Here is a 21,708-nt window from a genome sequence, read left to right as displayed (position 1 = left end):
AGTTATCAAAAAGATTGATGAAGGATGCTCGGTAGGAGGGAAATATGCTTAAGTCTGTTTATGCCTAGTGCTAAAATAAAAAAGCACCTCAAATATTTAAGGTGCTTTTCTAAAACTTTATCTTTTCTTTATCCTCTGCGTCGCTCTAGTAAGATCATCATCATAAGGCCTAGCATTATTTTTTCTGAGTCTTCAGGTTTTACCATGCCTATTTTTGTTAACTCAAATTTTCTTCCGAAGAAAGATGCTTTTTTCTTCAACCTTATAATAGGCTGCCCTTCCTTATCAGTAACTATGTATGATGGGTTAAACATGTAGCCGGTAAAAATCCCTACAACGGGCACTTCACTCATCAAAGAGTCAAATACCTTAACCCATCCGTTTTCTTCATTAATAGAAAATTGAGGTTGTTCTTCTTTATTGATAATTTCATAGCGGGCTTTCCAGATTGATCTCCATCCTTTTCGCACTATTTTACCAAATTCATTTCCTTGGCTATCTTTAAAAGCGTAAGCGGCAGAGAAATCAAGCCACCTGTCTGCTTTTATGCTGTAGTTTACTTTAGATCTGCTTTCATCTTCGTAAATCTGGATATCTTCTTTTAGCTTAAACATTTTTTGCCTCACATAGGCAAAAGTTTGTTCATTGGCATCTTTAGCCACAAAGTCATTGGCTAAAGTAGAGACCCTAAATTTAAAATTGACTGGGTATGATATGTTTTGCATCGTAAATACGGGTTGATGTCAATAATTGACTTATTTGTTTAATATTTTGTATGTATTAAGTTTTTCTATGGTTTATATACCCCTTCGATGAATGAAAGTCACCTGTTTAGTCTGGTTTTATTTAACGCAAGGCTGCCTGTGTGGGGGCAGCCTTGCAGCTCCGCCATTATGCTCGTTCAGGAAAACATATAAGGAAGAGCGATTAGAGTATCTTTGATTAGATAGTGAATAGGAATGAAGCAACAATCATCCAACATCCTACTATTATACCTAATACGCCTAATTTACCTTGTTTAGGGGCTATTTTTTCACGTAAGTTGGCTGCTTTTTCTTTTGCAGCAGGGTTGCTACCTAAGAATAATTTGTTCATAAGCGCGAAGCCTAACATAAAACCTAAACCTGCTTCTACTACGCTACCAGCTAATAGGGTGATCCACCATACAGGAGCTGTGGTGAGCCAGCCAAGATTTAATATAGCCGAGATGATTCCCCATACTCCCCAGAAGCAGAATACCAGGCCTATCCATCCTTGGTAAGGTTCAACTTTAGCTAATAATTCTTTTGCGTTCGGTTTTTTAGCAAGAATTAATGAAGGTACTGCAATGATGCTAAGTAAAATTAATGTGATTCCGTAAATCATAGTTTTTAATATTTTTTGTGGATTACTATGATGCAAAGGTGGGGATAGAGTGGTACGTGGGGTAGACCATAAATAGTGAATTAATCTACCCCATATTCAGGGATGGCGTATTAGTCTACCAGTCCATTTTCAAGGGCATAGCGGGTTAAACCTGCCAGATTTCTTACCTGTAGCTTAGAAATAAGGCTTTTTCGGTAGCTTTCTATAGTGTGCTTACTAAGAAATAAGGTGTCAGCTATTTCCTGAGTGGTATACTCTTTTGCTATCAGTTTTATTACTTCTTTTTCTCTTTCGGTAAGTATTATCTCAGGAGCATTCTTAGCTTCAAACATGGCTTTCATCATCGCCTCTTTTATGCGCTCTGAGAAATAGTTACTGCCTTTGAGTATTGTTCTTATAGCGGTAAGTAGTTCATGCTTTTCAGAATTTTTAGAGATGTAGCCATTCACTTTAGAGTCAGTGAGCGTCTTTATTTTTTGAGCATCTTCCAGCATACTTACTACTAGTGTTTTTATATGTGGAAACTCATCTTTAATAAGGCCATTTAAGGCTACTCCATTCATATCGGGCATATTAATGTCAGTAATAACCAGATCGATGTCTGAGTTATGACTTCTTAGGAAGTTGATCACTTGCTGTCCGTCAGAGGCAGTAAGCTTTATCTGTATGTCTGCTTCGTTAGCTAAAATACTTTTAAGGCCATCTGTAAACATGGCATGATCATCTGCAATTATTACCGTATACATCTTTTCCATTTTTTAAGCTTTTGGGATACTTATACTAATCACTGTTCCTCTATTTTCTGCACTATCTATAGCCATGGTTCCACTGAAGGTTTCTACCCGGTGTTCCATATTTTTTAAACCAATACCTTTACCTGTTTTGTTGATATCGAAACCTACTCCATTGTCTTCATAAAGTAATTCAATAGTGCCTTCATCTACCAGTAAGCTGAGCTGTAAATTAATAACAGTGGCTTTAGCATGTTTAAAGGCATTAGTAACCAGTTCTTTGATCAGGTTAAAGAGCATTACCTGTAGTTTTTGATCTAACTGATCAATTTCTGATTCAGGATAAACATTGAAATGTAGTTGTGTCTCTTGCGTGTTTGATAAGTTAGTGATGTAAGCAGATACCAGCTGGGTAAAGGCCTGATCTTTGAAAACTTTGGGTATAAGGCTATGAGATATTTCTCTTACTTGCTCATAAGTGGTGTCCAGCTGTTGCATCAGCTGTTTTATATATGCATCCTGGTGAGTAATGTTATTCATTTGTAATTTTATACCTGCCAGGTTGCCTCCAATACTGTCATGCAGCTCACGAGCTATTCTGCTGCGCTCTTCATTTTGGGCTGCTATAGAGGTTTTGGCAAGTTGTAATTCTTGAGATTGTAATAAGGATTGAACCTCTTGCTTGTTAAGTTCTTCTTGCTGCTTGTTAAGCAAACTTTGGGCTTGTAGCTTTTGGTAGTATACCACAAGTAGAAGGATAATGGGAGCCAGAATTACGAAGAAACCGATTAGAATTGCATTTTTTATGGTTTTTTGCCTGCTTATTTCAGCTTCTTTTTTGATTTGCTCCTTCTGTAAATTATCAATTTTGCGTTCTTTTTGCAGGGTCTCATACTTTAGCTCTATGTCTCTTAACTGCAGTTGATTTTGCTTATTTGATATCATTCTGGTAATGGAAGCATCCTGAGTCATAAGACTAAAAGCATTTTTATAATCTTCTTTGGTAACATAAAGGTCAACTAAAGCTCTTATTACTCGTCGCTGTAACATGAGTCTATTCCATGAAACAGAGTTAATGTAGGCCATGCTTAACGCGGCTTCGGCTATAGTATAATCTTTTTGCTCGCTGTAAATTTTACCTTCATGAAGAATGGATTTAATGTATAAATCATAAAATCCATTTTCCAGAGCCTGATCTTTCACTTTTAAGAAAACCGATAAAGCCTCTTCTTTAGCTCCATTTATGGATTGAATAATACCCAGGTGAACTTGTGCGTGCAATTTTAGTTTAGGGTAATTATCAATCTTTTCTTCATGGAGTACCTGATTATAAGTGACTATGGCAGAATCCAGGTTACTTTTACTGAAGTAATAATCTGCCTTAGTAAGCATAATGGACAAAGTAAGGCTGAGTTCGTCCCGATTGGTACTCAGTTTTTGAATGATTTCATTGGCTTTAGTATGCTCTCTTTTGGCCAGGTAGGTTCTAGCGAGGCCCAATTGCAGAAATTTCTGCATGGTGTTATCTTCTTCTACAGGTAGCTCTATTCCTTTTATGAAAGTGGCGATGGCATCATCTAAAAGGCCAATTTCACGTTTTCCTACTCCTTCATAAAAATAGGCTCTTTGTTCGTAATAAATAACATTGGCTTCTTCAGGGCTAAGGGTGCTAATGATCTGGTGCATCTCACGGCCATAGTGAATGACAGAGTCTACCAAATCTGTACGCATAAATATAATGCCTATGGTATCCATGTAAGCCAATTTCTCCATAGGTAGCCGTGCCTGATGCAGCGCCTGATATAGAGAATAATCTACTTCATTAGGTAATCTGCCGAAAGCTTTAAAGTGAGAGTACTGATCCTGCTCTTGGTCTTGGCTATTTGCTTGAAAGGTGAAAAAAAGAAGAAGTATAAAAAAAAACCTAATTGCCGGCATGCTTAGTAAAATTTCCAGCACAAAAATATTACTTATTTTTTAAACTAATTGCTAAATCTATTAAATCACGAATCTAATAGCTTAATTATAAGTAGGTAATGGAGCTTCATTGCTTCGTTTTGAATCTAATTACATAGTTTTGGGCCTCACTTACCGGCTAATAGATCTTAAATTTTTTATAAAATTTAATGTGAAGCAGGCTAAATTAAGTGTAACAATAAGCTAGCAATTAAAAATTGGGAAGGATGGAATCAATATTTCAAGTGAATTTATCAGGACTGCTCAAAGTGCTTTCTGATAACCTATACTCTCATAAAGAAGTTTTTATACGAGAACTGCTACAAAATGCAGTAGACGCCATTAGTGCGAGGAAAAAGGAAGATACTTTTAATGAATTTATAGAGGTAGAACTGTTTCATAGAGATGATGAGCAGGTGCTAAAAGTAAAGGATAATGGTATTGGCCTTACTCAAGAGGAGGTTACAGAATTCTTATCAAGGATAGGTTCAAGCTCCAAAAGTCAAGATGCTTTACGCAGAAGGTCAGAAGATTTTATAGGGCAGTTTGGTATTGGTTTGCTATCCTGTTTTATGGTTACCGATGAGATTAATGTAATTACTAAATCTTTAAAGGCGGAAGAAGTAGTTGTTTGGAATGGCCGTGTAGATGGAACGTACAGCACTGAAGTAAGTCCGGCCTCTCAGGAAGTGGGTACTACTGTAACTTTGAAAATTAAGGAAGAGCTAAAAATGCATCCTGAGCAGTTGGTAGGTTTATTGAAGCTATATGGTGAGTTTTTAGGAATTCCTATAGAGGTTTTTATTGATGGAGAGAAGAGAGAAACGATTATTAACTATTTCCCGTGGAGCAATGGCCGAGCACAGGGTGATACAATTTTGAATTTTGGAAGAGAAGTGTTTAATGAAAACTTTTCTAATTACATCCCTTTAACTGATTCCACAGGCAAAACGAGAGGTATCGGCTATGTTTTTCCGAGGCCTACAGGTGTGGCCACAGCTCAGCATAATCATGTATATATAAAAAATATGCTCATTTCTACAGATAATAAAGATCTGCTACCAGAATGGGCCTTTTTTGTGAAAGCAGTGGTTAATTCTTCTAACCTGGCACCTACGGCATCAAGAGAAGACTTGTATAAAGACAAAGCTTTTTATGAGGTACAAGAAGAGTTAGGAGCTTCAATTATAGAATATTTAATAGGCCTTAGTCAAACCTCTCCTAAGTCGCTGGAAAATATTATTTCTATTCATAATCAGGCGCTAAAGAGCACTGCGCTTAATAATGTTGATTTCTTTAATTTCATAGCCAACTGGTTTATCTTCCCTACCTCAGAAGGGCCGCTTAGCTTAGAGCAGATAAAGAAAAGAGGAAAAACAATTACCTATGTGCCTGATATAGATGATTTCAGACAGATAGTGCCTATTGCACGGGCTCAAAATAGGTTAATAATTAATGCCGGCTATATTTATGATGCCGATATTTTACTTCTAGCCAGTAGGCAAGATAGTGATCATGTTTATCAAAGAATTGATACAGAGCATTTTGGCAATATTTTAATGCCTCTGGATATTGAGGTATATGATCAAACTCAGGAGAGGCTCATGCGCCTTCAGGATTACCTGCTTAATTACGATTGCGAGCTTGAAATAAAACAGTTTGAACCGGATAATATACCAGCCATTTATAACCTCTCTAATAAAAAACTGATGGATAGAGATGTGGGTAGAATACAAGAAGAAAGTAATGATCTCTGGGCAGGTATAACAGGGGCTGTTTATGAACCATCAGCTTCATTTAACTCTAAATTGTATCTGAATTATAATAACCCTATAGTAAAAAAACTTTTAGAAAAGGCTCATGAAGGCATGGAGGAGGCGCTTATTCAGTCTCTTTATTTTAATGCTATGCTTATGGGGCATTACCCTCTAAACCAGGAGGAGCTGGAAGGAATGAATAAAAACCTGATGTATATTTTAAATAAAACCTATTAATATGGCAGCGTATAATAATTTAGATACTGTTGAAGATGTTTATAATGCTGTTAATTATCTAAAAGGAGCTAAAACCACTCTTGATAATAAAGATTTGGCTTTTAAATGTATACGCAAAGCTATGTTCTTTAAAGATCTGGACTTGGAGTTCGAGGCCCGATATGAGTTTTTGCAGCAATGTTGTTTTCTTAATTATCAAGAGGAAATGATAGCTCAATATCCATGGTTTCTGAAGATCTGTGATGAGCACCCCGGTAGGTTTAGATATAGCTCCGTATTATGGGCTTTTAAATGGGTGATTAATTTATTGCCCGGTTTTCATAATATCTCATTAGAAAAGATCAATTCATTACTTAGCGAGTTTGAGCGCCGTTATCGTGATTTTGGGGCTACAGACAGGGTTATCCAATACTGTTTTTTAAAAGTATATTCTTCTTTAGGTAAACATGAAAAGACACTGGAGGCCTATGAGGCTTATAAAAGAGCGCCGGCCAAGTGGGAGCGGTTAATGGATTGCTCTGCGTGTGAGCTGAATAGCATTTTGGATGTATTCATAGATACAAAAGATTATAAAACGGCCATTGAAATGGCTCAACCCATACTTAGCGGAAAGCTTACTTGCGCTGAAGTTCCTATGATTACTTATCCGAAATTGATCATACCTGCTATAGAGCTGGGAGAGGAGGCACTGGCAGAGGACATGCTTTATAAAACACTAAAAGAACTTAATGGAACAACAGAGGAAGTAGAAGTATATTGCCAGCTACTCCCTTATCTATCTATAAAAGGAGACTTTGTAACAGCCAGAAAAATATTTGAAGCTCAGTTTCCTTCTTTGAAGGTGCGTAAGTCAGACTTTATGTTTGTGTACTTTTATATGTACTCAGGAATTGTGTTTAAATGTATGGCTCGTAAAGATAAGCCTACTGTTAAGCTTGCTATAAATGGAGCATTGCCGCTTGATCATTTGCAAACAGAAAATGAAGGTGAATATTACACCGAAAAGCTCCAATTATGGTTTGAGGAAATGGCCTTTCACTACGCCACTTTGTTAGATAACAGAAATGGCAATAATCATTATAATGAATTTGTGGAGGAGAATCTGCTTTGGGTAGAGAAGTATTGTTAATGCTTGTAGGTTGTTGAAATAATAAAAGGCCATTCAAATTATTGAATGGCCTTCTTTTTTGGACTAATTGAGCTTTTTCTAATTACCTCGTCTGCTTCTACTGCTGTTATTTACGCTAGTGCTTCTGGCAGATCGGCTTCTGGAGTTTGAATTATTGCTGGATTTTGAACTGTTATATGTGCTAGATTTTCTAGATCCACTATTATTAGATTCATACTTTTTAGCATCATAATTTCTTCTACTTCTGCTGTTAGATTCATATTTGTCAGCATCATAATATCTTCTGTTTCTTGCTGGCTGGCTTCTACTGTTAGAAACAGTGCTTCTACGAGTAGAGACAGGTCTGTTGCTATGGTGGTGAGAAGAATTGTTTTTATAAACAACTGTAGTTTTAGGTTGCACATAAACTACACGGCGAGGTGCAGGGTTTACATACACTACATGGTTATGTCCATGGTGATGATGATCATGACAAGCAGAATAATGGCTGTTATAATAATTACTATAATAACCACAGTAACTGCCACAGATATGATCATGTAAAGGGTAGTAATCTACATATTCTCTACGAACGACATGTCCGAAATTGTCTACTCTTAGTTCTATGAAATAATTGCTTTGCTGAAGTACTACATCAAAGAAAAGTTGGCCATGAAGGTAATGTCTTTTCGTATGTACCCATTCATAGCCATGGTAGTTATCATATACTACATGAGAAACCACTGTAGGTACTCCCCAACTATGTTGTACTCCAAAAGATGCTATAAAACGTTGGGCCTGGCTACTATGCAATGAAACCCCTGTCATCAACACAGCTATAAGTAATAATTTCTTCATGGCATTTTTTGTTTGATTTACTGTTAATTAAACAATCATAATGCCAAGTTTTAATTTATTCTTTTAAGTGTTTGTTATTCAATTAGTTGTAAAATTTAATCTTAAAGCTTTTCAGCTTGATTACCACTATTAAATCATAATTTTTAAATTACATCTTTGAACTCAAAAGTAAAATTTAGTGTAATTCATTTTAGGCAGTAAGCGGTCATTTAAATGAGAGGGCTTTTAATTGTATTTCATTTCTTTTTTTTAATAAGCTATTCTATAAGTGCACAAGATGTTGATGTTATAGATAGTCTTCGTAGTACTCTTTCAAAAGAGTTGAATGATACTGCTAAGGTTAAAACCTATAACCGGCTGGCGTGGGAGTATCGTAAGTCTTTTCCTGATAGCTCTATCTATTATTGTACTCAGGCCATTAATCTGGTGAAAGTAAATGATTACGATGGACAGTACAATCTGGCTAATACTTATAATTATATGGGGCTAGCTTATGTTTATAAGGGAAACGGCATCAAAGCCTTTGATTATTATACTTTGGCCTCAGAGGAGGCTTTGGCTCATCAAGATTCTACGCAATATGCTCATTCCTTGAATAGTCTTGGGCGCCTTTTTATGACCAGGGGAGATCATGCAAGAGCTTATGATTATTATGTAAAGTCCTTAAATATATTCAAAAGGCATAGTAATGAACGAGGACTCAGCTATGTTTATAAGAGCCTCTCTGAGCTATACCTTCAACAAGAGAATTATGAAAAGGCCCTTGATATGTCATTACGTGCTTTGGCTATCAGGAATGAAACTGGTAGTGCGGCTGGTCGTATTTCTATCTTGCTAGAGTTGGCTTCGATAAATCAGAAAATGGCCAAATATGATACTGCATTTGAATATTATATGCAGGCTCGTCGGGAGGCTTACAAGCTGAATGATAATATCAACCTGGTTAATATAAACTTAGGAATAGCCAGCCTATACTTTAATGAACATACTTATGATAGTGCTCTGGGCTATGCTAATGAAGCGCTGATCCATTTGGGAGAGTCTGGTAATGAAAGTTTAAAAGTGAGGGTAGACCTGCTATTGGGTAAGATTTATTATGAAGAAAATAAATTGGGATCAGCGAAGTCATTACTGGAAAGTTTACTGAATAAAACCAGAGATATTAACCTGGAGTGGGAAATTCAGTATTACTTGTCAGAGATATGTAAAAAGCAGGGAGATGTTAATTGTGCCTTTGATCATTTTCAGCAATATCATCGGTTAAAAGGAAAGCTGAATGATGTAGCTGTTAATAATAAGATTGAACGCATAGAATCCAGGCTGGAGCTAGGCGAAAGGGATGCGGAAAATGAATTGTTAAAATCTCAGCAAATGCGAGATGAAGCCCTTTTGGAAAAGCATCGATATGCCAATGTTATCCTTATAATAGTGATAGGGGCTGCGCTATTTCTTTTGCTGGTATTATGGTATTCTGGTAGAAAGCTTAAGCAGGTGAACGAAAGCCTGCTGTTGAAAAACAATGAAATTAAAACTCATCAGCAACAGATAAAGGAAAAGAATGACCAGATAGAGCTGCAGAATCAGAAGCTGACAGAGCAAAATAAAAACTTGTTGGACCTGAATAATGAAAAGGATACTTTAATGAGCATAGTGGCACATGACCTTAAGTCTCCTTTTAGCAGAATAAAAGGGTTAGCGCAGGTGCTAAGTAAAAGTTCTGTAGAGGCAGAGCAGAGGCATTTGCTAGACCTGCAAAAAGATGTGGCAGAGTCTGGTCTGGAGCTAATCAGCGATCTTTTGGAAATAAATGCTTTTGAAAGAAATGGAGAAAAAGAAGAGCTGACTAAAGTAGATATCAATGCCTTTTTGAAAGAAAAGTATCAGAGTTTTTTATCAGATGCCGAAGCTAAAAAAGTACAGCTAGAGGTGAACGAAGCAAGAGAGGAGCTAATAGTGGAAACAGGTAAGTTGCACCTTTCTCGTATTTTAGATAACCTTATTTCTAATGCTATTAAGTTTTCTAAGCCAGATAGTAAAGTAATACTAGGCGCAGTGAAAGAGGTAGATCACTTTGTAATATCTGTAAAGGATTTTGGTCAGGGTTTTAGTGAGACGGATAAGAAAAATTTATATAAGAAATTCGTAAAACTCAGCGCCAGACCTACTGCAGGAGAGAGTTCTAATGGCTTGGGCTTAGCTATAGTAAAGAACCTGGTGGAGAAGTTAGGAGGATCGATAACACTCATTTCGGAATATAGAAAAGGCAGTGAGTTTATTTTAAAATTCCCCACTGCCTTAAGTACTTCTGATGATGAAACGGCCTTTTATTAAGCTAAAGCCGCTTTCAGGTCAGCAATAAGATCATCAGCATCTTCTATGCCCACGCTAAGCCTGATTAAAGAATCTAATAAACCTATTTTAAGTCTTTCTTCTCTAGGTATGCTGGCATGAGTCATAGTAGCAGGGTGGTTTACCATAGACTCTATTCCTCCCAGAGATTCAGCTAAAGAGAAAAATCTAAAGCTTTCCATTATTCTAAAAGCCTCCGCTTTATTATCGCCTTTTAGGGTGAATGAAATCATCCCGCCAAAGTCTTTCATTTGCTTTTTAGCAATATCATGGTTGGGGTGAGATTCCAGTCCTGGCCAGTAAACATTTTCTACTTTAGGGTGATCTTTTAAGAATTCAGCAACCTTTCTGCCGTTTTCACAGTGGCGATCCATTCTTATGTGCAGTGTTTTTATACCTCTCAGTACCAAAAAGCAATCTTGAGGGCCGGGAGTGGCTCCGCAGCTGTTTTGGATAAACGCCAGGTCAGTTTTTAGTTTTTCATCATTTACTACCAATGCGCCCATTACCACATCTGAGTGTCCACCGAGGTACTTGGTTACGGAGTGCATTACTATATCAGCGCCCATGTCCATAGGATTTTGCAAGTAAGGAGTAGCGAAAGTATTATCTACTGCTAAAAGTAGATCGTGCTTTTTAGCTATCTCAGAAACGGCAGCTATATCGATGATATTCATCATAGGGTTGGTTGGAGTTTCCACCCATATGAGTTTGGTGTTGTCATTAATTAAGTCAGAAACAGCTTCTGCTTTTTCTAGGCTTACAAAGTGAAATTTAATGCCATATTTAGCAAACACTTTAGTGAATAAACGGTAAGTGCCACCGTAGAGATCATTAGCTGCTATTACTTCATCTCCTGGTTGAAGAAGTTTTATAACGGCATCAATGGCTGCCAGACCAGAAGAAAAACATAATCCGTGATTTCCGTTTTCCAGAGCGGCAATGCTTTTTTGAAGGGCATCACGCGTAGGGTTTTGGGTTCTGGAGTACTCATATCCTTTATGGTCTCCTGGTGAGGCCTGAACATAAGTGGAGGTCTGAAAAATAGGCGTCATGATAGCTCCGGTAGAAGGATCGGGCTCTACGCCTGCATGTATAGCTTTAGTTCCAAATTTCATAATCTATTAACGTCTTAGTGATAGATTACAAAGCTAGGATTTTCACTATAGAGAAAAATAATAATTAGCTTTTCTTTAGTAAACTTAAACGCCCAGCTTACTCCAGTAGTCAGCTATGCTTTCTTTCCAATTGGGTTTATTTTGTAAATACAGGATAGTATTCATCAGCATTTTGTCTTCAGAAGAGTGTAGGCCTAGCGTCTCCTGGGTAGATTTAATGATATCGTAAAAAGAGTCTTGGAACTGAGAACCTTCTTCTTCAGCTAAAAGAAGCAATAGTTTTATGATTAACTCTTTGCTGGGCTTTTCTGGAGCTTTAGTCTCTACAGCTGGAGCTGTATTGCTTTCTTCCTCATTTTTAATTGCATCAGGATTTACCAGAGATGATGCTTCTTGCTTTAAAAATGCATCTAGGTCTGATAGTGGATTTTTTCTTTTAGCCATGCTTATAGTTCTTTTATAATTGCCTGAGCAATGTTCAAATATTCTTTTTCAGCCAATATAGTGCTGAAGTTAACATATAAATTCTTTTGTGGTACTGATACATCCAGAATAGTGGCATCAAGGTTACCCATTGCCTCCTGAATTGTTTTGTTTTTAGTCATGCTATGGATCCTATTCGGTAAAACCATGATTTTTAAATTATCGTTCAGGTCTTTAGCCGGAGAGAGATCCGTAATGGTCTGGTAAGTTACCAGCAGGTCGTTTTGGGTAAGACTGGTAGGCACTACCACAGCATCACTTTGCAGACACAGTTTTTTTATGCCTTCGTCAGTAGGTTTTCCGGCGCTGTCTACTATTATATAGTCATAACGGTTCTTGGCCTTGAGCGCTATAATCTCATCAGCAATTTTATCATCTTTAGAGCCGAGTATTTCAAAAATTGAGTTGGCTTTAGCACCAGACTTGTACACCTCCATCTTGCGTAGTGTGCTAAGCGTATAGTTGGTGTCTGTTTCAATAAGAGCTACGCTGTGTCCCAGATTATTGAGCATGGTAGCCAGGTTGATGGCATTGGTTGTTTTACCGGTGCCCCCTTTTCTGCTTACAAATGATATTACCTTAGTCATTGGGCTAAAAATAATTATAGGAGGGATTAAAAACAAATAAGAATTTGCAGTGAAAGGAGTAACGGTTTAGCTTTGATCTCAAAAAAGCTCATGAAAAAGGTTTATTATCTTTCTACTTGTGATACCTGCAAGCGCATCATTAAAGAACTGGAAATAGGTGAAGAGTTTGAATATCAGGATATAAAAACAGATAAAATCACAGCAGAGCAGCTGGAAGAAATGAAAAAACTGGCAGGAAGCTATGAAGCCTTGTTCAGCCGCGTAGCCCGAAAATATAAAGAGCTGGGATTAAAAGAAAAGCAGCTGTCTGAAGAGGATTATAAAAATTATATTTTAGAAGAGTACACTTTCCTCAAAAGGCCTGTTTTTGTGATAGACGGGGAGATCTTTATCGGTAATTCTAAAAAGAATGTGGAGGCTGTGAAGAATAAGCTTTCATAATAAGAGGTTAGATTTATCAATGATGATCCTATGTTGAAGGTTTTAAGGCATGTCTTGTTATTTCTCCTGCTTACTGTTTTTACGCAAATAGGAGGGGTTGTTTATTTAGTCACCGTTTTAATCGCCAGAAAACTTTCATGGAGCGCTATTAAGGCACTCTTGCTGTTTTTTGGTTTCTACATATTAAGTACGCTGATGCTAGTGCCTGCCTTAGCTCCTTTGTTCGGTAGGGTGCCGCTGCCGCTTACAGGAAATCTCAGGCCATTAAACATTACCACTTGTTTGCTCAACAGGCATTATGTTACACCTGATCTCAAAAATGAAATTCTGAGGTTGTCTATAGATATGAAAAAGGAGTTTCCGGATACAAAAACTAATTACCTGGATGCCAACTTTCCTTTTTTTGATGGCTTTCCATTATTGCCCCATTGGAGTCATAATGATGGAAGAAAGATAGATCTGGCTTTTTATTATAGCGATAAATCATCAGGCAGGGCGTCTGATAATGCACCATCTTTTATAGGTTATGGTATTTACGAGGCTCCGAAAAATGGAGAGTCTAACTACCCTGAAATCTGTGCGGAAAAAGGCTTCTTCCAATACGGAGCGCTCACTTACCTGGTGCCTAAGTGGCATGCAGATGATTATAATGTGGACGCCACACGCACCAAAAGATTACTGCAGTTAATGGCCGGAAGTGACAAGGCATCAAAAATATTTATTGAACCTCATTTAAAAGAAAGGTGGCAGTTAACAGGTTACGATAAGGTGCGTTATCATGGCTGCCATGCAGTAAGGCATGATGATCATATCCATTATCAAATAAAGTAAAAGTTAAAATTTAAACTTTACTTTTTTCGCTTTAATAAGAATAAAGATCGCTCCTAAAATCATAATCACTCCCATTATACTCAGTATAATCACAATCCTGCTTTTTTCTATTTGCAGCTGTTTAATACGGTTTTGTTTTTTCAGGACTTCTAGTTCCTTCTCTTTTTGTTGTAGTTCTGTAGCTATTTCTAATTGAGAGCTGTTTTTGCCTTTCTCCTGAGTGTAAATGATCTCTTGGGTTTGATCATAATTAAGCCTGGCTTCATAGGCCTCTTTGTACTTTTCTTGTTGGGCATAAATTTTAGATAGCCCATCATAAGTGACTACTAACACCATATAAGCACTGATAGAGTCGGCTAATTGCTCTGCCTGCTGGTAATAAGTTTTGGCCTTAGGTAGCTGTTGAGTTTCGTAGTATGTGGCGGCGATATTAGAGAGTGCCTGCGCTTGTCCTAAAATATTATCAGACTTGGTTTCTGCTTCATAGGAGCGTTCATAATATTCCAGGGCTTTTTCAAAATCTTTGTTGTAAAAGTAAATATTACCAATATTATTGAGAGGCTCCGGTGTTCTACTGGTAATGCCGAGTTGCTCAGCGAGCTCAATAGATTCGTTAAAATATTGAAGTGCCTTTATCTTCTTACCATCGTCATTATAGGCATTGCCCAGATTGTTTAAGGCACCTATGATCTGTTTTTGGTCATCAAGTTCAGTGAACAGTTCAATGGAGGTAGTGAAATAAGTTAAGGCCATTTCATGATCACCCTTAAGGGAGTAGATAGCCCCTAAATTATTAGTAGTGGAGGCTATGGCTCTTTTATCATTTATTTCTTCACTTAGCTTTAATGAGGTTTTATAGTACTCAAGGGCTCTGTTATAAACTCCCTGATTTTTATAAATAACCCCCAGATTATTGAGTGCAGCGGCTTTACCTTTCTTGTAGTCAATGGAGGAGGCTAAGTCCAGTGCCTGGGAGGCATATTCTAAGGCCGGTTTAGGGTTAAGCTGATGATGCACTACAAAAAGCTTATTGAGAATATCTACCTTTTCTTCGTTAGTCGCTGTTTTTAGTTCTTTTTCTAGGCTATCCAGGTATTGGCCGTTGCAGGCGAATGCAATAGTAAAAAATACGAAAAATATGATGGTGTATCGGTTCATTTGGTGGTTAGTGTCATATCGATATACTTATATGCAGTATAATTAATATTATCCAAATAGGCAACGTGGCCTTTAAAGGCTTGATAGATAAAAAGTTGGAAGGAATTGGTTATTTTAGATAATATGATGAGAAATATGCTAGCATTATGTTGTGTACTGATAAGCTTGCACAGCTATGCGCAGAATACTGATAAAACCGAACAGGAGGCTAAGGCCGTGAGAAAAGTAATTGATACACTTTTTGAAGGCATGGAGAAAGGGGATAGTGATTTGGTTCGTTCAGCTTTTTCGGAGCAGGCTGAGATGTACTCCGTGTTTACTGATCGTTCTGGTAAGCCAGTTTTACATCAGGGGACGTTAATCGAATTTCTAAAAAGTGTGGGTACTCCGCATGATGTAGAGTGGAATGAAGAAATTTGGAATGTTGAAATTCGTATTGATGGGCATTTGGCTCAGGTATGGGCGGAGTATGCTTTTTATGCAGATGATAAGTTTAGCCACTGCGGAGTAGATGCCTTCCATCTGTTTAAAAGTGAAGCCGGCTGGAAAATTTTTCATATCACCGATACCAGAAACTGGCAGAACTGTGACGTGCCTGAAGAGATACAGCGTAAATATTAATATTCTGGAGAAGTACTGAGCTCAGGGGCGGTGCTCTCTTTTAACTTAGGATTAACAAAAAGTCCAAGTAATGATGATGCCACAGTAATCAGGAAGAAAAGCAGTGAAAGAGCAATAGCCGTTTCTTTATCAAAGACTAAAAAATCAGCTGCATATAAAAATACCAGCTCTCTCATACCGAGACCTCCTAAAGTCACTGGGATAATGGTAGCTATAGAAGATACCAAAAACACCAGCAGATAACTTAAGTAGTTGGCTTCAGCACCCAGACTTAGCAGTATAAAGTAAGCACAGATAACTTGGGTGCCTTGCATAAGTATTCCCAAAATGTTTACCGATAGAAAGCTTTTGGTGAAGGAAGGGAAGATAAATTTATTGACTAAAAAGTAGCCTGGGTATATTAAAATTGATGATAGCAAGGTCAGGGTGTTGAAATTTTCATTCCACGGCATGTTAATGATCAATGCCAATATTAGTGCAAGGAATAGTAGGCCGGCCAATCCGCTGAGTCGGTCAAGAAATAACGCTTTCAGTATATCTCTTCCTCTTTTATTAAATTGGCCTTTTAGTAAAATCACTTTGTAGGCATCTCCACCTATACCTCCAGGTAATATTATATTATAAAGCATTCCAAAATAAAATAGCTTGATGTGAAACCAATATGAGGCTTGAATGCTAAGCTCTTCTAATAGGTTTTTGAGCCTGACAGCACTTATCCATTGGGATACGTTGAATAATAAAACCGCTATTAGAAGCCAGTAAATATTGCAATGGGTAATAACGTTAATTGCCTCTTTCACATCAATTTTCTTTATAGTGATGTAAATGGCTAATCCGCTAATTAATATTTTAAGCAAAAGCTTTACTGAAGCGGGAATCTTTATATGCCTTAATTGTGATATTCTTGAACCTAAACTCGGTTTTGTTTTTGGAGACATGTGATTGTCAATAGCTTAAATTATATGGAGATATCATAAAACGAAAGTCCTGCTGGTATAGTACTGCAAGAGTGAGGTTAAATATGTCTTATAATGATGTAAAAACGGATTGACATAAGCTGATAAGTGAGTAGCCAGTGAAAATAACCTTAATCATTTTAATAAAATATAAATGATGCGATTTTATTTAATGGCATGTAGAATAGGCTGAGAGAGCCAATTAGACCGTTTACTATTAAGAGGTTGTGTGTTAAGTTTTAATGAAAACTTAACATTGATAATTATAGCATTATAAAATTAATTATATCGTTTGCAGAGATCGAATATGGTGTTTTTTAACAGGATTTTGGCTTTTTGGTATCTTTTTTGGCTTGATTGTGTTAAAAATGATGGCTTCTTTCTATAAAAAAGAATGACTTTTAAGATTTGAAGCAAAATATTTAATAATTTTACCTAACGTAAAAAATAATCTAAAAAACCACTATGGCACACTTACGCTTTAAAGCATTAGATTTAGCAAATAACCGACCTAAGATAAATGTGGAGTCGAAGGCTAAGATCTCAGATTTTTATGCTCAGGATGTATTTGGGTTAAAGCAGATGCAGACGCTCCTTTCACCTGAAATATTCAAAAAGGTAAAAAAAGCGATTGAAGACGGAATAAAAATAGATGCAGATACTGCTGATGTTGTAGCATCTGCAGCCAAGTCATGGGCTCTCTCTAAAGGAGTAACTCATTATACTCACTGGTTTCAGCCTCTTACAGGTTCAACCGCAGAGAAGCATGATACATTTTTTGATGCCGGATTAGGAATAGAGAGATTTAAAGGAAGTGCACTAGTTCAGCAAGAACCGGATGCGTCTTCATTTCCTAATGGAGGTATAAGAAGTACTTTCGAAGCTCGTGGTTATACCGCTTGGGACCCTAGTTCTCCTATGTTCGTTTATGGAGCTACACTATGTATACCTACTATATTTGTTTCATACACTGGCGAGGCGCTTGATAATAAAGCTCCTATGCTGAAGGCTGTAGAAGCAGTAGATAGAGCAGCTACTAAGGTTTGTCAGATGTTTGACAAAAAAGTAACTCGTGTAAAAGCTTCTTTAGGAGTAGAGCAAGAGTACTTTGTAATAGATAAGGCATTATACGCCAGCCGTCCTGACTTGGTAATGGCAGGAAGAACGGTGTTTGGTCATAATCCTGCTCGTGGTCAGCAGTTAGATGATCATTATTTCGGATCTATTCCTACTCGTATCTATGATTTCATGCGTGACTTTGAAGAAGAAGCACACAGACTAGGTATACCTGTAAGTACAAGACACAATGAGGTAGCACCTAGCCAGTTTGAAGTGGCTCCTTTGTTTGAAGATATTAACGTAGCTACAGATCATAATCAGCTGTTAATGGACATTATGTCTAAAGCTGCTGAAAGACATAACCTGAAAGTTTTATTCCACGAAAAGCCTTTTGCTGGCCTTAACGGTACAGGTAAGCATAATAACTGGTCTTTAATTACTAACACTGGTGTTAACTTATTCCAGCCTAGCTCTAGTGCACGTGATAACTTATTGTTCTTAGTATTTTTCATTAACACTATTAAAGCAGTATTTGAGCATGCTGACCTTTTAAGAGCTAGTATTGCTTCTGCTGGAAATGACCATAGACTAGGAGCTAATGAAGCACCTCCTGCTATCATGTCAGTGTTTATCGGTTCTCAGCTTACTAACGTGTTAGATGAGTTAGAGAAAAAAGGTAACATAAAAGTAGAGAAAGGTGAAAACATGTACATGAAACTCGGTATTGATAAAATACCAAGAATCATCCTTGATAATACTGATAGAAACCGTACTTCTCCTTTTGCCTTTACAGGTAATAAATTTGAGTTTAGAGCAGTAGGTGGTAATGAAAACACCTCTTCTCCTATGACAGTGCTTAACCTGATTGTGGCTGAGCAGCTTACTGCCTTCTATGAAAATGTACAGAAGGAAATGAAAGGTGGTACTGAAAAGAGAATGGCCATTGTAAATACACTTAGAAAGTATATCAAAGATTCTAAGGCTATCCGTTTCGAAGGAGATGGTTACTCTGATGAGTGGGTGCAAGAGGCAGAGAAAAGAGGATTGTCTAACATAAAAGATACTCCTAGAGCTCTTGATGCTTACCTTACTGATAAGTCTAGAAAAATGTTTAACCGTCATTCAGTACTTAATGATATTGAGCTAGAAGCCAGAAATGAAATCAGGTGGGAAAGCTATATCATGAAGATTCAGATCGAATCAAGAGTAATGGGTGATCTAGTGCTTAATCACATCATACCTACAGCCATTGCTTATCAAAACAAATTGATAAAGAATGCTGAAGGATTAAAAACATTAGGCATTAATAATAAAGAAGTAATCTCTATTATAGAATCTGTTTCTGGTTATATCGAAACTTTAAGAAAAGAAGTTTACAATATGATTGATGAAAGAAAGAGGTTAAATAAAGAGGAAGATCTTCGTGAGCGTGCTATCGGTTATTGCGATGATGTTAAAGGAAAATACTTTGACACCATTCGTTATGCAGTAGATAAACTGGAAATGCTGGTAGATGATGAAGACTGGCCTTTAGTGAAATATAGAGAAATGTTATTCCTTAGATAATCATCTAATTAACAACATATTAAAAGCAGGCGGGAATTATTTCGCCTGCTTTTTGTTTATATGCCAGAAATAATGAGTTTACTTGTATATGGAAATTATTAAGAAACTTTTAAAAGAGAAGTTATTTTATGTAGTGCTAGGGATCATATTTCTGATTAATAGCGCTATGAATATTAATAAATCACAAAACGCCGATCTTCTGGATGAGTATTACAGTCATAAGGCAGTAGCAAAAGATACTGTGACTGGTCTGGATATAGAAGGGGAGGAGGGATTAGCTAATGCCAAAACCCGAAGAGATAGCATTATAGATTATGCTTTGCAACTACAAGGCGTTCCTTATAAATATGCAGGCAAAGGGCCTTCTTCTTTTGATTGCTCTGGTTTTACCTGTTATGTATTTAGAAATTTCAATGTTTCGCTGCCGGCCTCATCTCAGCTACAATCTAAGTTTGGTGAGGAGATAGATACTAAAGAGGTACAAAAAGGAGATATACTTATTTTTAAAAGTCCTACCAAAGGAGTGAATAGAGTAGGTCACGTAGGTATTGCTATAGCTAATAATAACGGGAAAATAAGCTTTATTCATAGCTCTACCAGCCGTGGAGTAGTAATTGACAGCCTGGCGCACAGGCACTACAATGCACGCTACATGGGAGCGCGCAGAGTGCTGCAAGATGATTAATTCGATTTAAGGATCGAATAGTATTTCTCTGAATCGTTTAAGATCAATTTGGCAGTTTTTATGTCTGTGTCATGATCAAAAGTAGATTCTATAGAACCATTATCTAAATAATAACGAGAAGTGATTTCTTCTTCTAATATGGTCTTGAGCTGCTTTTTAAAGTCATATAAGTCATTGGACTTGCTCTCCATCAGAGTAGCTTTTAAAGCTTTAAGCTGACCTTCAATTTCAGAGTAATACTTTTCTTCATGAGCATATTCATTAAGGTCTTCTAATGTTTTTTCGGCATCAGTTGTATAGCCATAGTCTTTGTCTTTTAACCATTTCACGAATTCGTCGTACTCAGCATCAGATAGCTCAAAATCTTTGGCAGGAGCTATTTTATCATGCTCAGCGTGGTATTTAGAAGCAAAGTCGAAAATAAGGCCATTGGTGTATAAGGTAAGAGAGATAGGTGATATCTTCTCATGTTCTACCTCTATATCAGGGTCTATGCCACCACCATCATATACTGACCTGTGGTTTTGGGTGAAGAATTCTACTTTTAGTGAATCAGGCACTTTGCCCACACTACCGTCATCATTTCTGTGACTATAATCTAGTGCTTGTATACAGCGGCCGCTGGGGGTATAATATTTTGCTGTGGTCACTTTAAGCTGAGCGTTGTAAGAAAGAGGTCTGGTCTGTTGTACAAGCCCTTTGCCGAAAGATTTTTCACCTATAATTACACCACGATCATAATCTTGTATGGTACCTGCCACTATCTCAGAGGCAGAAGCACTACCGCTATTGATCAGTACTGCAATAGGTATTTCAGTATCATCAGGTGAGTTGAGTGTTTTGTAGGTAGAGTTGTTTTCTTCTAACTTACCCTTGGTGCTCACCACTTCTTTTCCTTTAGGAATAAATACATTAGTAATATTTACCGCTTCCATTAAAAGACCTCCAGGATTACCTCTCAGGTCAAGTATAACTTTTTTAGCTCCTTTGTCTTTTAATTCATTGAGTGCATCACTTACTTCTTTGCCAGCCTGCATGGTAAACTGTGTCTGTTTAATATAACCTATGTCATTGCTTACCATGCCGTAATAAGGCACATTTTTAATCTTCACTTTTTCTCTTTTGAAATCAAGGGTAAGCGGATCTTCATGTCCATATCGCAATACTGTTAGAGATACTGAAGTGTTAGCCTGGCCTTTCATCAACTCGCCAATCTCCTCATTATTCATATTAGTCACATCAATGCCATCAATTTTAATGACTTCATCACCTATGTGGAGGCCATTGTTTTGGGCTGAATGACCTTCTACAAGCATCATTATTTTAATTTTTCCGTTCATGCGACCAGTTACGGCACCTATGCCCGCGTACTGTCCGGTGCTCATGGTGCGGTAGTCTTCTATCTGATCTTCAGGTATGTAGTTAGTGTAAGGGTCTAAAGAAGCCAGCATGGCATCTATACCCACCTTGATAGTTTCATTTGGGTTCACCTCATCTACATACATGGCATTTACCTCCTTAAAAAGAGTAGCAAATATTTCCAGGTTTTTAGCAATCTCAAAATAGCGCTGTCCTGGTGAACTGAAGGCAAAAAAGCTGAAAATTGTGATTAATAAAACAGATGAGAAAATGAGTTTCTTTCCTTTCATATTGTATCGAGGCATGTTCAGATATAGTAACGTATAAAGCTAAGAGAAATGTTCTTAGTTATTTATAAAAAACGAAAATCTTCTGACAAAGGGTGAATACTATTGGTGAATAGTTATGATGAGCAAAAAGGAGGTTATGTTCAAATAGTTTTAGTCATAACCTCATTAGTTTGTGTTCTGCGTTTTGTTGCCT

19 protein-coding genes are annotated in these 21,708 nt (G+C 37.2%); 8 read left to right on the top strand and 11 right to left on the bottom strand.

Annotated elements, in window-relative coordinates:
* Positions 1–128 precede the first annotated feature (128 nt).
* The 4 genes from LVD15_RS01050 to LVD15_RS01035 form a co-directional block, all read right to left on the bottom strand.
* Positions 129–725, bottom strand: coding sequence for an LURP-one-related family protein (locus LVD15_RS01050; protein WP_233778453.1), 597 nt, complete (start codon positions 723–725; stop codon positions 129–131).
* A 217-nt stretch (positions 726–942) separates the two neighbouring features.
* Positions 943–1,365, bottom strand: a complete 423-nt coding sequence (locus tag LVD15_RS01045) for a hypothetical protein (RefSeq protein WP_233778452.1) — start codon at positions 1,363–1,365, stop codon at positions 943–945.
* 110 nt (positions 1,366–1,475) lie between these two features.
* The gene (locus tag LVD15_RS01040) at positions 1,476–2,120 is read right to left on the bottom strand and encodes a response regulator transcription factor (RefSeq protein WP_233778451.1); all 645 of its coding nucleotides are present in this window, start codon (positions 2,118–2,120) and stop codon (positions 1,476–1,478) included.
* Positions 2,121–2,123: 3 nt separating this feature from the next.
* A complete protein-coding gene (locus LVD15_RS01035) occupies positions 2,124–4,034 on the bottom strand; it encodes a tetratricopeptide repeat-containing sensor histidine kinase (RefSeq protein ID WP_233778450.1) in 1,911 nt (636 codons plus the stop codon).
* Between the two features lie 245 nt (positions 4,035–4,279).
* Here LVD15_RS01035 and LVD15_RS01030 point away from each other — a divergent pair, with 245 nt between their 5' ends.
* Together LVD15_RS01030 and LVD15_RS01025 are read left to right on the top strand one after the other, a co-directional pair.
* A complete protein-coding gene (locus LVD15_RS01030) occupies positions 4,280–6,046 on the top strand; it encodes an HSP90 family protein (RefSeq protein WP_233778449.1) in 1,767 nt (588 codons plus the stop codon).
* A gap of 1 nt (position 6,047) precedes the next feature.
* Positions 6,048–7,175, top strand: coding sequence for a hypothetical protein (locus LVD15_RS01025; protein WP_233778448.1), 1,128 nt, complete (start codon positions 6,048–6,050; stop codon positions 7,173–7,175).
* A 78-nt stretch (positions 7,176–7,253) separates the two neighbouring features.
* On the opposite strand, the gene LVD15_RS01020 is transcribed toward LVD15_RS01025, so the two are convergent.
* Positions 7,254–8,012, bottom strand: a complete 759-nt coding sequence (locus LVD15_RS01020) for a hypothetical protein (protein WP_233778447.1) — start codon at positions 8,010–8,012, stop codon at positions 7,254–7,256.
* A 213-nt stretch (positions 8,013–8,225) separates the two neighbouring features.
* Here LVD15_RS01020 and LVD15_RS01015 point away from each other — a divergent pair, with 213 nt between their 5' ends.
* On the top strand, positions 8,226–10,343 hold the full coding sequence (locus LVD15_RS01015) for a tetratricopeptide repeat-containing sensor histidine kinase (RefSeq protein WP_233778446.1): 2,118 nt from the start codon (positions 8,226–8,228) through the stop codon (positions 10,341–10,343).
* Here the strand turns inward: LVD15_RS01015 and LVD15_RS01010 are convergent.
* The 3 genes from LVD15_RS01010 to LVD15_RS01000 all read right to left on the bottom strand — a co-directional run bounded on the left by LVD15_RS01010 (position 10,340) and on the right by LVD15_RS01000 (position 12,549).
* Positions 10,340–11,479, bottom strand: a complete 1,140-nt coding sequence (locus tag LVD15_RS01010; protein WP_233778445.1) for a cystathionine gamma-synthase — start codon at positions 11,477–11,479, stop codon at positions 10,340–10,342. The two genes, LVD15_RS01015 and LVD15_RS01010, sit on opposite strands and share 4 nt — an antisense overlap.
* Positions 11,480–11,563: 84 nt before the next feature.
* Positions 11,564–11,923: a hypothetical protein gene (locus LVD15_RS01005; RefSeq protein ID WP_233778444.1), complete on the bottom strand. Its 360-nt coding sequence runs from the start codon at positions 11,921–11,923 to the stop codon at positions 11,564–11,566.
* Positions 11,924–11,925: 2 nt separating this feature from the next.
* Positions 11,926–12,549, bottom strand: coding sequence for a nucleotide-binding protein (locus LVD15_RS01000; protein ID WP_233778443.1), 624 nt, complete (start codon positions 12,547–12,549; stop codon positions 11,926–11,928).
* Positions 12,550–12,639: 90 nt separating this feature from the next.
* On the opposite strand from LVD15_RS01000, the gene LVD15_RS00995 reads away from it, so the two are divergent.
* Positions 12,640–12,990, top strand: coding sequence for an arsenate reductase family protein (locus tag LVD15_RS00995; protein WP_233778442.1), 351 nt, complete (start codon positions 12,640–12,642; stop codon positions 12,988–12,990).
* A 30-nt stretch (positions 12,991–13,020) separates the two neighbouring features.
* A complete protein-coding gene (locus LVD15_RS00990; protein WP_233778441.1) occupies positions 13,021–13,821 on the top strand; it encodes a hypothetical protein in 801 nt (266 codons plus the stop codon).
* A 3-nt stretch (positions 13,822–13,824) separates the two neighbouring features.
* Here LVD15_RS00990 and LVD15_RS00985 read toward each other — a convergent pair whose 3' ends face one another.
* Positions 13,825–14,979, bottom strand: a complete 1,155-nt coding sequence (locus LVD15_RS00985) for a tetratricopeptide repeat protein (protein ID WP_233778440.1) — start codon at positions 14,977–14,979, stop codon at positions 13,825–13,827.
* A gap of 135 nt (positions 14,980–15,114) precedes the next feature.
* Between LVD15_RS00985 and LVD15_RS00980 the strand changes: the two genes are divergently transcribed.
* Complete coding sequence (locus LVD15_RS00980; protein WP_233778439.1) at positions 15,115–15,600, top strand: nuclear transport factor 2 family protein; 486 nt, start codon at positions 15,115–15,117, stop codon at positions 15,598–15,600.
* Here the strand turns inward: LVD15_RS00980 and LVD15_RS00975 are convergent.
* Complete coding sequence (locus tag LVD15_RS00975) at positions 15,597–16,457, bottom strand: lysylphosphatidylglycerol synthase transmembrane domain-containing protein (protein WP_233778438.1); 861 nt, start codon at positions 16,455–16,457, stop codon at positions 15,597–15,599. The genes LVD15_RS00980 and LVD15_RS00975 overlap by 4 nt on opposite strands.
* 564 nt (positions 16,458–17,021) lie before the next feature.
* On the opposite strand from LVD15_RS00975, the gene LVD15_RS00970 reads away from it, so the two are divergent.
* Both LVD15_RS00970 and LVD15_RS00965 read left to right on the top strand, forming a co-directional pair.
* Positions 17,022–19,181, top strand: a complete 2,160-nt coding sequence (locus LVD15_RS00970; protein WP_233778437.1) for a glutamine synthetase III family protein — start codon at positions 17,022–17,024, stop codon at positions 19,179–19,181.
* An 88-nt stretch (positions 19,182–19,269) separates the two neighbouring features.
* On the top strand, positions 19,270–19,866 hold the full coding sequence (locus LVD15_RS00965; protein ID WP_233778436.1) for a C40 family peptidase: 597 nt from the start codon (positions 19,270–19,272) through the stop codon (positions 19,864–19,866).
* Here LVD15_RS00965 and LVD15_RS00960 read toward each other — a convergent pair.
* Complete coding sequence (locus LVD15_RS00960; RefSeq protein ID WP_233778435.1) at positions 19,863–21,515, bottom strand: S41 family peptidase; 1,653 nt, start codon at positions 21,513–21,515, stop codon at positions 19,863–19,865. The genes LVD15_RS00965 and LVD15_RS00960 overlap by 4 nt on opposite strands.
* Positions 21,516–21,708 lie beyond the last annotated feature (193 nt).

The organism is Fulvivirga maritima (assembly GCF_021389955.1).
Lineage (GTDB): Bacteria > Bacteroidota > Bacteroidia > Cytophagales > Cyclobacteriaceae > Fulvivirga > Fulvivirga maritima.
This window is presented reverse-complemented; position numbering and strand designations above follow the sequence as displayed.

What these genes read in the sequence shown, in the direction of transcription:
- LVD15_RS01015 (WP_233778446.1), top strand. Translation starts at nt 8,226, where the DNA reads ATGAGAGGGCTTTTAATTGTATTTCATTTCTTTTTTTTAATAAGCTAT.
- LVD15_RS00990 (WP_233778441.1), top strand. Translation starts at nt 13,021, where the DNA reads ATGTTGAAGGTTTTAAGGCATGTCTTGTTATTTCTCCTGCTTACTGTT.
- LVD15_RS01045 (WP_233778452.1), bottom strand. Translation starts at nt 1,365, where the DNA reads ATGATTTACGGAATCACATTAATTTTACTTAGCATCATTGCAGTACCT.
- LVD15_RS00965 (WP_233778436.1), top strand. Translation starts at nt 19,270, where the DNA reads ATGGAAATTATTAAGAAACTTTTAAAAGAGAAGTTATTTTATGTAGTG.
- LVD15_RS00980 (WP_233778439.1), top strand. Translation starts at nt 15,115, where the DNA reads ATGCTAGCATTATGTTGTGTACTGATAAGCTTGCACAGCTATGCGCAG.
- LVD15_RS01000 (WP_233778443.1), bottom strand. Translation starts at nt 12,549, where the DNA reads ATGACTAAGGTAATATCATTTGTAAGCAGAAAAGGGGGCACCGGTAAA.
- LVD15_RS01040 (WP_233778451.1), bottom strand. Translation starts at nt 2,120, where the DNA reads ATGGAAAAGATGTATACGGTAATAATTGCAGATGATCATGCCATGTTT.
- LVD15_RS00985 (WP_233778440.1), bottom strand. Translation starts at nt 14,979, where the DNA reads ATGAACCGATACACCATCATATTTTTCGTATTTTTTACTATTGCATTC.
- LVD15_RS01025 (WP_233778448.1), top strand. Translation starts at nt 6,048, where the DNA reads ATGGCAGCGTATAATAATTTAGATACTGTTGAAGATGTTTATAATGCT.
- LVD15_RS01010 (WP_233778445.1), bottom strand. Translation starts at nt 11,479, where the DNA reads ATGAAATTTGGAACTAAAGCTATACATGCAGGCGTAGAGCCCGATCCT.
- LVD15_RS01035 (WP_233778450.1), bottom strand. Translation starts at nt 4,034, where the DNA reads ATGCCGGCAATTAGGTTTTTTTTTATACTTCTTCTTTTTTTCACCTTT.
- LVD15_RS00960 (WP_233778435.1), bottom strand. Translation starts at nt 21,515, where the DNA reads ATGAAAGGAAAGAAACTCATTTTCTCATCTGTTTTATTAATCACAATT.
- LVD15_RS00995 (WP_233778442.1), top strand. Translation starts at nt 12,640, where the DNA reads ATGAAAAAGGTTTATTATCTTTCTACTTGTGATACCTGCAAGCGCATC.
- LVD15_RS01030 (WP_233778449.1), top strand. Translation starts at nt 4,280, where the DNA reads ATGGAATCAATATTTCAAGTGAATTTATCAGGACTGCTCAAAGTGCTT.
- LVD15_RS01020 (WP_233778447.1), bottom strand. Translation starts at nt 8,012, where the DNA reads ATGAAGAAATTATTACTTATAGCTGTGTTGATGACAGGGGTTTCATTG.
- LVD15_RS00970 (WP_233778437.1), top strand. Translation starts at nt 17,022, where the DNA reads ATGGCACACTTACGCTTTAAAGCATTAGATTTAGCAAATAACCGACCT.
- LVD15_RS01005 (WP_233778444.1), bottom strand. Translation starts at nt 11,923, where the DNA reads ATGGCTAAAAGAAAAAATCCACTATCAGACCTAGATGCATTTTTAAAG.
- LVD15_RS01050 (WP_233778453.1), bottom strand. Translation starts at nt 725, where the DNA reads ATGCAAAACATATCATACCCAGTCAATTTTAAATTTAGGGTCTCTACT.